The sequence below is a fragment of the Pseudoalteromonas sp. genome, assembly GCF_018402495.1.
Classification (GTDB): Bacteria; Pseudomonadota; Gammaproteobacteria; order Enterobacterales; family Alteromonadaceae; genus Pseudoalteromonas.
The window spans coordinates 327,005-340,098 of sequence record NZ_JAGYIU010000002.1 but is presented as its reverse complement, the minus strand read 5'-3'; the positions used below and the strand labels follow the sequence as shown (position 1 = coordinate 340,098).

Sequence of the window (13,094 nt, the reverse complement as noted above, 5' to 3'; positions counted from 1 at the left end):
CCGATTATTCGGTTTGTGGTAAAAAGAATGCACTTATGGCACCTAAAAAACCAAGGGTGCTGTAAAGTAAAATTAGCTCAGCAGTTGATAAAAAAGCCTCGAGTAAACCAATGCTGCCTAGAAGTAGTAATAACACCCCAATTACCGTGTTACTTACCGATACATAATCGGTGCGTTTATTGCCCTCAGCCATATCAACAAGGTAAGTTTTACGCCCTAAACGCACGCCTTGGTGTGCAACTGAGAGTAAGAAATACAATATAGGCATAACCCACCAATTTAGCAGTAGTGCGCTATACCAAGTGGCAATAACAAATACGGCTAAGCCATTAAATGTGACTAATATAGCGCTAAGCACTAAAACACGCTGGCTGGACAAATCACTGAGCCTGCCCCAAATGGGCGCGGAGACTAAACTAGCAAAACCAGAAACGGCAATAAAAGTAGCAAGCAGAGAGAATTCAAACGACTGTTGACTGGCTAGAACTATATAAAAAGGGGCACTTAGCGCTGAGCATAAAAGTAGTGCGCGGGTAATAACAAAATGGGCAAATTGTTTATCTTTATAAAGTATTTTCAATTTAGATAAGGCGTGTAAAAGTCCATTGTTAGCCCCTTCTGTAGCCCCGCTGTATTCTTTAATTTGCGAATAAAAGAATGCGGCAATGATCCACATAAGTACACCAAGCAATAAGGCAATGATCACCGTATCTTGATCTTTTTGCTGTGAAAAAAACCACATTATGAGGCCAAAAGTTAAAGTAGCAAAACCGGCAATACTGGCAGCTAAGCCACTAATATTACCGCGTTGCTGCTTAGGAATAACTTTTCCGAGCACATCTTTTGCGGCTACCGAGTTAAACCCTCTAGCTAAGCTAAATAAAATTAATAAACCAATAATGGCGTAACCCGCAAGCTTGCCCTCAAGTGTAAATGCGACACCAACTATGGCTAAAATACATAAAGATTGCACAACAGCGCCACTCACCCACACCCATTTGCGGATAGGGAGTTTTCGTACAAAACTGGCAATGGCTAATTGCGGTAGCATGGAGCCAGACTCTCTTATTGGTACTAACCAAGCAATAAAACTCGCTGGTACATTTAAGCTTTGCATTAACCAAGGTAGGGTTATTTTAGGATTGAGAAGTGCATCAGCAAACTTACTAAATAGCTGGCTTAGCAGTAAAATAATAAAATTACCGGGCACTTCTTGGCAGGCGTTATCGTCAATGGCTTTGCAGGCACGGGCGTCTTCTTCATTGTTTAAACGTTTATAAATTTGTTCTTTTGTCAGTTTTTTCACAATTAATGACTGCGCTATCGGTATAAATATTTAGCTATATTAAAATGATATGATTAACTTTTCTACTTTTGCGCCTAGATGAATACGGCATGGCGTTTTGCATTTAAGCATAACAATAAATGTTTTTAAACACACAAAAAGCCAGCTAAGCAGCTGGCTTCTTGAACTGTTTTGACTTTTATTTAAAGTCTTGGGCAGTGTGGCGCTCTGCCATTTGCTCTTCTTCTGGACCCCACGTACGATTAACGCGACGACCTCGTTTTACGCCAGGGCGTGCAGCCACTTGTTTAGCCCAGCGCATAACGTGAGTGTAAGAAGCCACATCTAAAAACTCTGCCGCGTCGTATAGGTCACCTAAAACCAGTGAGCCATACCACGGCCAAATAGCAATGTCGGCAATTGAATATTCACTGCCTGCCATGTATTCATTGTCACTTAAATGGCGGTTTAGTACATCAAGCTGGCGCTTAGTTTCCATGGTAAAGCGGTCAATCGGGTATTGCATTTTACTCGGTGCATAACTGTAAAAGTGGCCAAACCCACCACCTAAGTAAGGTGCTGAGCCCATTTGCCAAAATAGCCAGTTACGACACTCTGTTTTTGCTTTGAGATCGTTAGGAATAAAGGCATCAAATTTTTCGCCTAGGTATTGTAAAATAGCACCTGACTCAAATATGCGTGTTGGTGGTGTGGTTGAATGATCCATTAGCGCGGGGATTTTTGAGTTCGGGTTTATATCAACAAAGTCAGAGCCAAATTGATCGCCTTCACCAATATTAATTAAATACGCATCGTATTCGGCATCGGTTAAACCAAGCTCTAAAAGCTCTTCAAACATAATGCTAACTTTTTGGCCATTGGGTGTTGCCAGCGAGTAAAGTTGAAAAGGGTGTTTGCCAATAGGTAATGTTTTGTCATGAGTAGCGCCGGCAATGGGACGGTTTATATTAGCAAATTGACCACCACTTTCATTGTCCCATGTCCATACTTTAGGCGGGATGTATTCGTTGTTTTCACTCATAAATAACCTCTGTCTTATAAATAATTAAACGCGTGTTTTAGTCGCTGCTCGCTGATCTTTTAATTTATCTGCTTTTGCTAGTTTATACCCTAAAAACAATCCACTTAATGCACCAAACAAATGACTTTCAAACGAGATATGTACACGCTGTGGTAATACGCCCCAAATAAAGCCACTGTATAAAAAGGCGACAATAACGGCAATGAAAATCGATTTAAAGGAACGTCTTACAATGCCATAACACAATATAAAACCCCACAAACCATAAATAACACCGCTTAAACCTACATGAATATTGCTACGAGCGAACATCCAAACTAATAAGCCACCTACTAAGGCGGTAAATACAAACACGCTATAAAAGCGTTGCACGCTGTACTGACAAATTAACCAGCTTAATACTGCAAATGGCAACATATTACTGGCAAAATGCCACCAGCTAGCATGTAAAAAGGGAGCGCATAAAATACCAATTAGCCCTTGAATACTGCGTGGATAAATACCTAATCCATTTAAATTAATGCCCGGTAGGCTATTAATAAGCTGTAACGCAAAACAAATAATAATAATGCTAAAAATTGCAAAGCGGGTACTGGTAATAAGTGAAAGCGTGTTTGGCTTAGTGCCCATAGTGTGATCCTAATTTACCGAAAGTGTTGCCAGTATAGGAAGTGTATTAGGTAATGAAAAGCAATTAAAAAAGCACAGTGATTAAACTGTGCTTTTGAATGTTGGTTAATTACGATTAACCAAGCTTGGTAAGTAGCTTTTTAGCTGCAAGCTCTGAGCTTGCTGGGTTTTGACCGGTGATCAATAAACCATCTTCTAGAGCAAGTACGCCCCAGTCGTCGGTTTTTTGGTAATCGCCACCTTTTTTGATGAGTTCGTCTTCAACTAAAAACGGCACAATGTCAGTTAGTTGTACAGCAGCTTCTTCGCTGTTAGTAAAGCCCGTTACTTTTTTACCGGCGACTAATGCATTGCCATCAGCGTCTTTAACATTTAAAAATACCGCACTTGCATGACACACGCCAGCGACTGGCTTTTGCTCTTTAATAAAGCTTTCAATGAGCGATACTGAATCGGTGTTATCGACTAAATCCCATAAAGGACCGTGGCCACCTGGGTAGAATACGGCGTCGTAATCAGAAGAATTTACTTCACTTAATACGTTGGTGTTGGCCATAAGCGCTTGTGCGGCACTGTCTGCATCGTAACGTTTGGTTGCATCAGTTTGAAAATCAGCAAGTGTACTGGTTGGGTCAATCGGTGGCTGACCGCCGTTTGGAGAAGCCAATGTTACTTCAATACCTGCATCAACAAATGCGTAATAAGGGGCTGCAAATTCTTCTACCCAAAAACCAGTTTTTTCGCCTGTGTTACCAAGCTCTGCATGTGATGTAAGAACCATTAGTATTTTTTTAGCCATGTAAGGTATTCCTTATGATGATTTAAATTAATTAATCTTGCTTGATAAACACTATATGCACTAAGAGAGCTTTAAACAACGATGATAAATTTAACTTAATTGATTCAATAATTGATACAATGAGAGGGTTGAAGTTAAAACCGCATTGGAGCACCTATGAAAGTCTCGTTTGAACAGTTAAAAAGTATGGTGGTATTTGCACAAATTGTAGAGCAGGGCAGCTTAACTGCAGCGGCAAAACAATTAGGGCTGACCCGTGCTGTAGCGAGTTATCACTTAAAAAAATTAGAAACCCAGCTTGAGGTGACGCTACTTAACCGCTCTACCCGCACCATGGCATTAACCGAAGCTGGCATGGCCTATTATGAGCGTTGCCGTGTTATTACCGAGCAAGCTAATGCCGCTAATCAGCAAATAGAAAATATAAAAAATGAACCCCAAGGGCTATTAAAAATAAGCTGCCCAGTAAACGTGGGGATGCAGTTAATTGTACCGGCAATAAACACTTTTAAGCGCCAATACCCTAAAATTGACATAGATTTACAGCTCACGGATGACGTTGTGGATATTATTAAACACGGGTTTGATTTTGCAATTAGAGGGGTTGCACTGCGCGATTCTAATTTACAGGCAACTAAACTCGCCACCATGGGAACCTGTATTTGTGGCGCGCCCGATTATTTTGTGCATTTTGGTAAACCCACCACACCCGGTGAGTTAGCAAAGCATCAATGGGTGGTTTATCAATTAGGCAGTAAAACGTTGACCTTGCAAAAAGAGGGTAAAAAGTTTGATATTACAATGCACGGTAGTATAAGCACCAATAACGCGGCGGCACGTACTGCGTTTGTGGAGGCAGGGCATGGAATCGGTCGTGTTCCGCTTTACGATGCCTTGCCCAAAGTACAAGCAGGTTTGTTGGAAATAATACTCGATGAGTATAAAAGCAAAGATATTGAGCTTTATGGGGTATTCCCGCCTGGGGCGGCGGGATCTAAAAAGCTACGTTTATTTATTGATTATTTAAAAGCGTATTTTGTTAAGCAGCATGCTGTTGGAAATATGTATAAAAGTGTTTAAATACTTGCTGGCATATTATTACAGCTGGCGTAGTAGCTTACAGTGGCGGGCCAATCAGAAAATATACCTATCACCCCAACTTCTTGTGCTAAAACATCAACCACAGTAAATATATCGCCGTCATTATTAATAACATCACTAATTGATTGATAGTAATAACCTCCCCCATTATTTAATGATCCAGAACGTTCAAGACTCCATGTAATAATATCAAGCCCTGCTGCTTTGGCATCAATGGCGTACTGCGAAGGAGTAATATTACTGTCGTTATCTATGGTCAAAAGCATCCACATTGGTGGGGCAATAATTTTTACACCATCGTTAACCAGCTCCGCCATACTCGGTTGCCATGTCAGTGGTGTGTTAGGGTCAAAATCTGCGTCGCTATCACGGCCATCTAGATAAATACTTTTATCGGCAAACTCTGGGTTGGAATTGATCCAGTATTTTACATCCTCTAGAATAAACGATTGTGGATAAACACGCTCAGCAGGGACTCCCATTTGCGTGTATTCGTCTAGCATTTTTTGCGCGTATTGCGCTTGTGTCATGCCGTTAAAAGGCATAGAAACATCCGGCGATTTAAGTTCTGGAGTCATTTTTACGCCCAACTCTTTAAAAAGTGCAATACTTTGTTTGTGGGTCATAAGTGTACCTGAGCTTGCGTATAAGTCAGTGCGCCAGCTTGGTGTGCCTTTTAAATATTCAGAAACGCTGGTTGCTTGGGTGTTTGCAGCGTCCATTTTGCCCTCAAGGGTTAAAAACTCTGCCAAGCTTATATCACTAGTACAGCATTTTGCAGTGGCAGGTATACCGTTGTGAGGATCTGCCGGGGTGAATGGCTCACTGCACTTAGCGGCGAGTTCAGGAACCGCTAATATATTAGTGGTTGTATGTAAGTCGCATTGTGAGTGACGGCACACGAGCTCTTTATCTTTGGTAAAGGTTACATCGCATTCTAAAATGCCTGCCCCCATGCGTGCAGCTGCAACATAAGACTCTTTAGTGTGCTCTGGGTATTGCAGTGGAGCGCCACGGTGGCCAATTGAAAAGTCAGTACGATAAAAAGGCCCCTCTTTACACGACGCTAGTTTCGTTTTTAATTGACTTGGGGGCATTTTATCAACTAAATAGAAAGGGCGGGTTCCTAATTGAAAATGTGTCTTTTGAGTTGCGTTACTGTGAGAGTTTAATAATTCAACTTTCTTTATGTCATCATTACAGCCAGCAAGTACACTTAATAAACCGCTCAACAGCAATTTGGTGGATCGCTTCATTGTTTGTCCTTAACAAAAAATAAGCGTTTACTTTAAACATATTCAATGACATTTAGACGACAATCATATTAATTTTTTCTTTGTCATTATGTGATTAACTATTAATGCAAATAGCATAATAGCGGCACCTGTACTCAACCTAAAAATATCAGCATCTCTATTCCAAATAACAACGTTAACAATAATACCTGCTGGAATAAGTAGATTGTTCATTACTGCCAGTGCGCCAACATTAACAAGGGTAGCGCCTTTATTCCATAAAAAGTACCCCAAGCCAGATGCTACACTCCCTAAGTAAATTAGGATGCTCCATTGGGTAAAATTACTCGGTAATTTATGCATATTGCCAAACAGACCAAAGCAGAGCGTTGCAACAATCAGTGCGCCAATAAAAAACCAGCCAAAAACGGTTTTATCATCAAGCTTTTGGTTAACCATTAAGCGTTTGTAGGTTACTTGCCCCGTGGCAAAACTAATATTAGCGCCTTGAACCAGTAATAATCCAACTAAGAAATGACTGTCTAAGTTTTCGTAACGAATAGTAATGGCGCCTAACACTGCAATAAACGCAACGATAAAAAATTGCCAGTTAAATTGCCTATTTAACGCATCGTTTAATAAGGTAATGTAAAGCGGTGTCATTACCGTAAATAACAGTACTTCAGGCACACTTAAAAACAAAAATGAGTGATAATAAAAGCCATACATAATACCCAGTTGCAGTGCACCAATTAACATGAGTTTGCAGGCAAGTGGAGTAGGGGTTTTCTTTAAAAAAGGCAAAAACACTAAAGTGGCTAAGGTAACACGAATTAACACACTAAACCACGCGTCAACTTGGCCTGCTAAGTACACACCAATTAAACTAAACGAGAAGGCCCAAAGAAGGGTAACTGCAAATAAATAGCCCATAACACTTATCTTGTTTTAAGTAATGGTGTCAGTTTATCTGTTATAGATTGTTCTATAAACAATAAAAGCCCGCAAGCGGGCTTTTATATCAGTTAATTAATGTGTTTTTTAATTAATCTACTAAACCACGGCGCTTAAGTAATGCATCGGTAGTTGGTTTTTGACCTCTAAACTCAATGTAGCTTTGCATTAAGTCGCGGCTGTTACCTTTCGATAGAATTTCTTTACGGAACTTATCGCCATTTTCACGCGTTAGGCCACCGTTGTTTTCCATATGTGCGAAGGCGTCAGCTGCAAATACTTCAGTCCATAAGTAAGCGTAGTAACCGGCTGAATAACCACCTGCAAAGGTATGGCTAAAGTAGTTTGATTTATAACGCGGTGGCACAGGGTAGTAATCAATGCCATGTGCTTTTAATGCATCAGCTTCAAACTGCTGTACATCGGCTATTTTTTTATCAGAGCCAAAAGAATGCCATTTCATATCCAGTAGTGCAGCTGCCAAATATTCAGTGGTACCAAAACCTTGGTTGAACTTTTGTGACTCAAGTACTTTATCAAGTAATGCTTGAGGAATTGGCTCACCTGTTTTGTAATGTTTAGCGTAGTTAGCGAGTACCGTTGGCTCAATCATCCAATCTTCGTGTGCTTGTGATGGAAATTCAACAAAATCACGAGCGGTTGCTGTACCTGCAAGGCTTGGGTATTTAACGTCAGAGAATAAACCGTGCGCCGCATGACCAAATTCATGAAATAATGTTGATACTTCATCAAACGTCATTAGCGTTGGTTCGCCCTCGGCAGGTTTTGGAATATTTTGTGCGTTATAAATAACCGGTTTTGTGCCTTTTAAGCCGCTCTGACTTACGTATGCACTCATCCATGCACCGCCACGCTTACCTTCACGTGCATAAGGGTCCATGTAAAATAAGCCAATCGCACTGTTATCCTCGTTAAATACTTCAAATACGGTTACATCTTCGTGGTATACAGGTAAGTCGTTACGTTCTTTGAAGGTAATGCCGTAGAGCTTTTCCATAGCAAAGAATAGACCGTTATGAATAACCGATTGCATTTCAAAGTAAGGCTTAACTAAGGCTGGATCTAGGTCATATTTTTCAGCGCGAACTTTTTCAGCGTAGAAAGACCAATCCCATGCTTTAAGTTCAAAGCTTTCACCCGAATCATTAATTACTTTTTGAATGGCTTGTGCTTCTGCTTTTGCTTTTTCAACGGCTTTTGGTGCTAAATCATCTAAAATGCCGTACACATTATCAGTAGTTTGCGCCATGCGCGAAGTCATTACATAAGATGCCCAATCTTTGAAGCCTAACAATTCAGCTTTTTGAGCGCGTAAGTTGGTTTGTTTAATAATGACAGGGCCGTTATTTTCGGCTGCACGTTGTGTTGATGCTTTAAAAATTTGCTCGCGTAGTTCACGGTTCTCTAGGCTTGCTAATATTGGCTGTTGCGTTGTATTTACAAGCGTGATCATGTAACCATCTTTACCCGCTTTTTTAGCTGCGGCAGCAAGGCCGGCAATTTCACCTTCAGATAAACCAGCAAGTTTGCTTTTATCAGTAACCATAATGACATCTTCTTTAAACGATTTTAATACGTTTTGAGAAAACTCAGTTGATAGTTTTGCAAGCTCAGCGTTGATTTCACGCATTTTTACTTTTTCAGCATCGTTTAATTTTGCACCGGCGTTTACAAATTTTTTGTAATAAAAATCAACTAGGCGTTGATCTTCAGCGCTTAGTTTATCTTTATTGTCGTATACCGTTTGTACACGTTTAAACAATGCACCGTTTAAATAAATGTCATCAGAGTGAGCTGAGAAAACCGGCGCCATTTTTTTATCAATACGTTGATATTCATCATTTGAAATAAGGCCTGATAGATTATAAAACGCAGCTGATGCACGATTTAATAGCTCGCCCGCCAGTTCCATTTCAACTAACGTGTTTTCAAAAGTGGCTGGCGCTGGGTTGTTGGCAATTGCCAGTATTTCTGCATTGTGCTGTGCAATACCGGCATCAAATGCGGCTTCGTATTCAGTCGTACCAAACTTATCAAACTCAGGTGCCATGTATTGAAGTGGGCTTGGTTTAAATAATACATTGCTTGCGTTAATGTCTTGAACTTGCGTTGCGGATTCTTGTGTTGTTTCTTTAGTGCTCTCAGAAGAGCAGGCAGATAATAAAAGTGCACTCGCAATCGTAGTGGCAATTAGTGTTTTACGCATAATAACTCCATAGAAAAAATAGCCGAAATAGGCTTTTCGAGTCGAAAACACAGTTAACTTACCAAATTTTGACACATATACAACAAAGTTTATCGATTTAAAGTGGGATTTAAACGAAAATTAGATTGCAAAAACAGCTTTAGTAGATAAAAACAGCAGTAAACAGCCCAAATTACCCCAAGGTCAATGTAAGCATGTCGACACGATGCAATAACGGTTGGATTACCGTCATTATTTTTAAACAGACTGTTACTTATTTAATTTAACCACATGCTAGACTCACTCAATTATTAGTATTTATTGACTGCTAGCTTATTTTTACATGGAATAATCATGAATATAGAACAAATTAACGACATACTAGGTTTTGTGCTGTTTAGTTATAACGACGTACATATTACCGCTGCCAAAGTTATTCAAGTCCCGCTGATTTTATTTACTATGTGGTTTGTGGTTACACGTATTGGTAAATTAATTAAAAAGTCACTACTTGCACAAAAAATGAGCCCTGATGCCGTGCTTTTGTTCACTCGCTTTTATTTCATTTTGAGCATTGCGATTTTACTTTTTACCTCCCTTGAGGTGCTCAACATTCCACTAACCGCATTTGCCTTTGTATCGGGTGCCATTGCCATTGGTGTGGGCTTCGGTGCGCAAAATATTATTAATAACTTTATTAGTGGTTGGATATTAATGTGGGAGCGTCCAATTCGTATTGGTGATTTTTTAGAAGTCGGCACTGCAAAGGGAGTGGTTGAAACTATTAATACGCGTTCTACTCGAGTTCGCAGAAACGACGGGGTGCATATGTTAATCCCAAATAGTCAGTTATTAGAAAACACGGTTACAAACTGGACCTTAATTGATAACAATGCGCGCTCATCGGTGAGTGTTGGGGTGGCTTATGGCTCTGATGTATTACTGGTTAAAAAGTTAATTCAGCAAGTGTTAGATGAGCATAAAGCAATATTAACTTCACCTCAATCAACCGTGCTATTTGATGACTTTGCTGATAGCTCATTAGTTTTTAGTGCTATTTTTTGGGTATGCGCTGAATCTGAAGCTCGTTTAAGGCAAGTGCGTAGTGATATTCGCTTTAATATTTATGCGGTGTTTGAGCAGCATAATGTGGTTATTGCATTTCCCCAGCGAGATATTCATATTGATGGTGAAATTGCATTTACGCGTTCTTTAGTGAAAAAGTAGTATCTAAAAAGTAGCGCTTTATGTGATTCGTTTTTTAGCAGATGATAGCAAGGACATATGTCCGCTTTTTGGTGTTTTTGTTGCTAAAAGTACACTAAAAGTCGGGATAGTGCGGTTAAGTGTTAAAAATAAGTTTATATTTTTAACGCTCAGTATGCGGTAAATTAATTACAGCATGGTATAATCTCGCGCATTCAGTCAGCCTTATTTATGCCGTTTTTGTACTCTCGGTAATAAGGTCCGCGCCGCATAGAGCAAGTCGCGAAAAATTGACTGAATCCGTAATCATTTAATTACGCAACACATCAACCGTTGAACAAGAGTGCACTAAAAAGGTTAACCCCGACATGAAAGCAATGAAAAGATCTACGTTAGCAACCCTTATCAATGCAACGTTGTTCTCTGCCGTAGCAGGTACTTCAATTTCAGCCGTAGCTGCTGAGCAAGAAACCACTGCTAAGAAGAACCAACTAGAAGTTATTCAAGTAACTGCTCGTAAACGAGTAGAAAACGCTCAAGAAGTACCTGTTGCTGTTTCAGCCCTGCAAGGCGACAGTTTAGATGCTTATAGCTCAGCGGGTATGGATATTCGCTTTATGAATGCGAAAATCCCAAGTTTATCTATTGAATCTTCATTTGGCCGTTCATTCCCACGCTTTTATGTACGTGGTCTAGGTAACACTGATTTCGATTTGAATGCTTCACAGCCTGTGTCACTGGTGGTTGATGAAATTGTACAAGAAAATGCCATTTTAAAAGGTTTCCCTGTATTTGACGTAGCCCGTGTTGAAGTGCTTCGTGGCCCACAAGGTACGTTGTTCGGCCGTAATACGCCAGCTGGTCTAGTTAAATTTGATACCGTTAAACCAAGTCAAGAATTCGAAGGTTATGGCTCTGTATCATACGGTAGCCGTGGCGCAGTTGATTTTGAAGGCGCAGTTGGTGGTTCATTAACAGACCGTTTATCAACGCGTGTTTCAGTACTTTGGCAAGACAAAGACGATTACATTGATAATCGCGCACCGGGCTTTGAACAAAAAGATGCCTTAGGTGGTTACACTGAACAAGCTGCACGTATTCAATTTTTATATGAAGGTGACGAGTTTACTGGATTATTTAACTATCATGTTCGTGATTTAGATGGCTCTCCAATTGCCTTTCGTGCCAATACTATCAAGCCTGGCACTAACGACTTAGTTGATGATTTTGAAAATGATGTGGTTTACCATGATGCAGCATCGCGTGCGACGCAACAAGTGGAATCACAAGGTGCAAGCCTCAAACTTGAGTGGGACTTAGCTAACCACACAGTGACTTCAATCTCTGGTTGGGAAAGTGCAGAAATTTACTCTCGTGCAGACATTGATGGTGGTTACGGTGCGGTTTATATCCCAGATTATATGGGCCCAGGCCTTATTCCTTTCTCTTCAGAAAGTGCTGATGGTATTCCAGACCAAGACCAATATACGCAAGAGTTACGTTTATCAAGCAACTTTGCTGGTGATGTAAACTACCAAGTGGGTGTTTTTTACTTTGACGAAGCGTTAACTATCGAAAACTTTAGCTATGATACTTTCTCAGCACCAGCTGGGGCATTAAATGGGTTTGTTAGCCAACAGCAAGACACTAAAGCATGGGCTGTGTTCGGCTCAGTTGACTACACCATTACTGATGATTTAAAAGTAACAGCAGGCCTGCGTTACTCTGACGATGAGAAAGAGTTCTCAGCAAATCGTACGCTTAGCCCAATTGGTGGTGCTGCGACTTATATTGAAAAAAATGTAAGCGATGATCACGTAAGCTGGGATTTATCGGCTAACTACAAAATCAACGATGACGTAAACTGGTATGGTCGTATTGCTAACAGTTTCCGTGCACCAAGTATTCAGGGTCGTATTTTATTTGGTGATGAAGTAACCGTTGCTGATTCAGAGACTGTTACCTCGTTTGAAACAGGTATTAAATCTGACGTGTTAGATGGCCAAGGCCGTGTTAACGCAACAGTATTTTATTACACCATGGACGACCAACAGCTAACAGCTGTAGGTGGTGGTGCCAACTTTAACCGTTTATTAAATGCGGATAAAACAACTGGCTACGGTTTCGAAATTGATTCTGAATGGGTGTTAACGGATGAGCTAAATGCCACCTTTAACTTAAGCTACAATAAAACCGAGCTAAAAGACAAAGACTTATCAGTTGCAGTGTGTGCTCAGTGTACAGTTACAGATCCTATCAATAGCGGCGGCCAAGCAATCTTAGATGGTAACAGCTTACCGCATGCTCCAGAGTGGATCTCTAACATCACACTTCGTTACACTAAAGAACTCGCTGAAGGTGAATTCTTCACTTACGCTGATGTGTCTTATCGTAGTGAAATTGACTTTTTCTTATATGAATCAGTTGAGTTTGAAGGTAAGCCACTAACAGAAGTAGGCCTACGTGCTGGTTATGCATGGGCACAAGGCGACTACGAATATGAAGTATCAGCATTCGTGCGTAACCTATTTGACGAGCAACAAGCAATTGGTGGTGTTGATTTCAACAACAACACAGCAATGGTTAACGAAGAGCGTTATATCGGTGCTGAATTTAAAGTTAACTTTTTCTAATCG

The 13,094-nt window shown here is 40.4% G+C and carries 10 protein-coding genes; 3 read left to right on the top strand and 7 right to left on the bottom strand.

Annotated features, from left to right (window positions below):
* Nucleotides 1–4 precede the first annotated feature (4 nt).
* The 4 genes from KG708_RS07045 to KG708_RS07030 all read right to left on the bottom strand — a co-directional run bounded on the left by KG708_RS07045 (nt 5) and on the right by KG708_RS07030 (nt 3,756).
* Nucleotides 5–1,306, bottom strand: coding sequence for an MFS transporter (locus KG708_RS07045; RefSeq protein ID WP_213608721.1), 1,302 nt, complete (start codon nt 1,304–1,306; stop codon nt 5–7).
* A 178-nt stretch (nt 1,307–1,484) separates the two neighbouring features.
* Nucleotides 1,485–2,327: a glutathione-dependent disulfide-bond oxidoreductase gene (gene yghU, locus KG708_RS07040; RefSeq protein WP_213608720.1), complete on the bottom strand. Its 843-nt coding sequence runs from the start codon at nt 2,325–2,327 to the stop codon at nt 1,485–1,487.
* 24 nt (nt 2,328–2,351) lie between these two features.
* A complete protein-coding gene (locus tag KG708_RS07035) occupies nt 2,352–2,957 on the bottom strand; it encodes a rhomboid family intramembrane serine protease (protein ID WP_213608719.1) in 606 nt (201 codons plus the stop codon).
* Between the two features lie 115 nt (nt 2,958–3,072).
* A complete protein-coding gene (locus KG708_RS07030) occupies nt 3,073–3,756 on the bottom strand; it encodes a type 1 glutamine amidotransferase domain-containing protein (protein WP_213608718.1) in 684 nt (227 codons plus the stop codon).
* Nucleotides 3,757–3,912: 156 nt separating this feature from the next.
* On the opposite strand from KG708_RS07030, the gene KG708_RS07025 reads away from it, so the two are divergent.
* The gene (locus tag KG708_RS07025; protein WP_213608717.1) at nt 3,913–4,836 is read left to right on the top strand and encodes a LysR family transcriptional regulator; all 924 of its coding nucleotides are present in this window, start codon (nt 3,913–3,915) and stop codon (nt 4,834–4,836) included.
* Here the strand turns inward: KG708_RS07025 and KG708_RS07020 are convergent.
* From KG708_RS07020 to KG708_RS07010, 3 genes are all read right to left on the bottom strand, one after another.
* Nucleotides 4,833–6,113, bottom strand: a complete 1,281-nt coding sequence (locus KG708_RS07020) for a glycerophosphodiester phosphodiesterase family protein (protein WP_213608716.1) — start codon at nt 6,111–6,113, stop codon at nt 4,833–4,835. The two genes, KG708_RS07025 and KG708_RS07020, sit on opposite strands and share 4 nt — an antisense overlap.
* Before the next feature lie 63 nt (nt 6,114–6,176).
* Nucleotides 6,177–7,025: a DMT family transporter gene (locus KG708_RS07015; protein WP_213608715.1), complete on the bottom strand. Its 849-nt coding sequence runs from the start codon at nt 7,023–7,025 to the stop codon at nt 6,177–6,179.
* Nucleotides 7,026–7,137: 112 nt separating this feature from the next.
* Nucleotides 7,138–9,273, bottom strand: a complete 2,136-nt coding sequence (locus KG708_RS07010; RefSeq protein ID WP_213608714.1) for a M3 family metallopeptidase — start codon at nt 9,271–9,273, stop codon at nt 7,138–7,140.
* A 333-nt stretch (nt 9,274–9,606) separates the two neighbouring features.
* On the opposite strand from KG708_RS07010, the gene KG708_RS07005 reads away from it, so the two are divergent.
* Together KG708_RS07005 and KG708_RS07000 are read left to right on the top strand one after the other, a co-directional pair.
* Nucleotides 9,607–10,479: a mechanosensitive ion channel domain-containing protein gene (locus tag KG708_RS07005; RefSeq protein ID WP_213608713.1), complete on the top strand. Its 873-nt coding sequence runs from the start codon at nt 9,607–9,609 to the stop codon at nt 10,477–10,479.
* 347 nt (nt 10,480–10,826) lie between these two features.
* Nucleotides 10,827–13,091, top strand: a complete 2,265-nt coding sequence (locus tag KG708_RS07000; protein ID WP_213608712.1) for a TonB-dependent receptor — start codon at nt 10,827–10,829, stop codon at nt 13,089–13,091.
* The last annotated feature ends 3 nt before the right edge of the window (nt 13,092–13,094 follow it).

Bases quoted from the DNA above. Each gene is read 5' to 3' on its own strand.
- yghU (WP_213608720.1), bottom strand. From the start codon at position 2,327: ATGAGTGAAAACAACGAATACATCCCGCCTAAAGTATGGACATGGGAC.
- KG708_RS07035 (WP_213608719.1), bottom strand. From the start codon at position 2,957: ATGGGCACTAAGCCAAACACGCTTTCACTTATTACCAGTACCCGCTTT.
- KG708_RS07030 (WP_213608718.1), bottom strand. From the start codon at position 3,756: ATGGCTAAAAAAATACTAATGGTTCTTACATCACATGCAGAGCTTGGT.
- KG708_RS07025 (WP_213608717.1), top strand. From the start codon at position 3,913: ATGAAAGTCTCGTTTGAACAGTTAAAAAGTATGGTGGTATTTGCACAA.
- KG708_RS07020 (WP_213608716.1), bottom strand. From the start codon at position 6,113: ATGAAGCGATCCACCAAATTGCTGTTGAGCGGTTTATTAAGTGTACTT.
- KG708_RS07015 (WP_213608715.1), bottom strand. From the start codon at position 7,025: ATGGGCTATTTATTTGCAGTTACCCTTCTTTGGGCCTTCTCGTTTAGT.
- KG708_RS07010 (WP_213608714.1), bottom strand. From the start codon at position 9,273: ATGCGTAAAACACTAATTGCCACTACGATTGCGAGTGCACTTTTATTA.
- KG708_RS07005 (WP_213608713.1), top strand. From the start codon at position 9,607: ATGAATATAGAACAAATTAACGACATACTAGGTTTTGTGCTGTTTAGT.
- KG708_RS07000 (WP_213608712.1), top strand. From the start codon at position 10,827: ATGAAAGCAATGAAAAGATCTACGTTAGCAACCCTTATCAATGCAACG.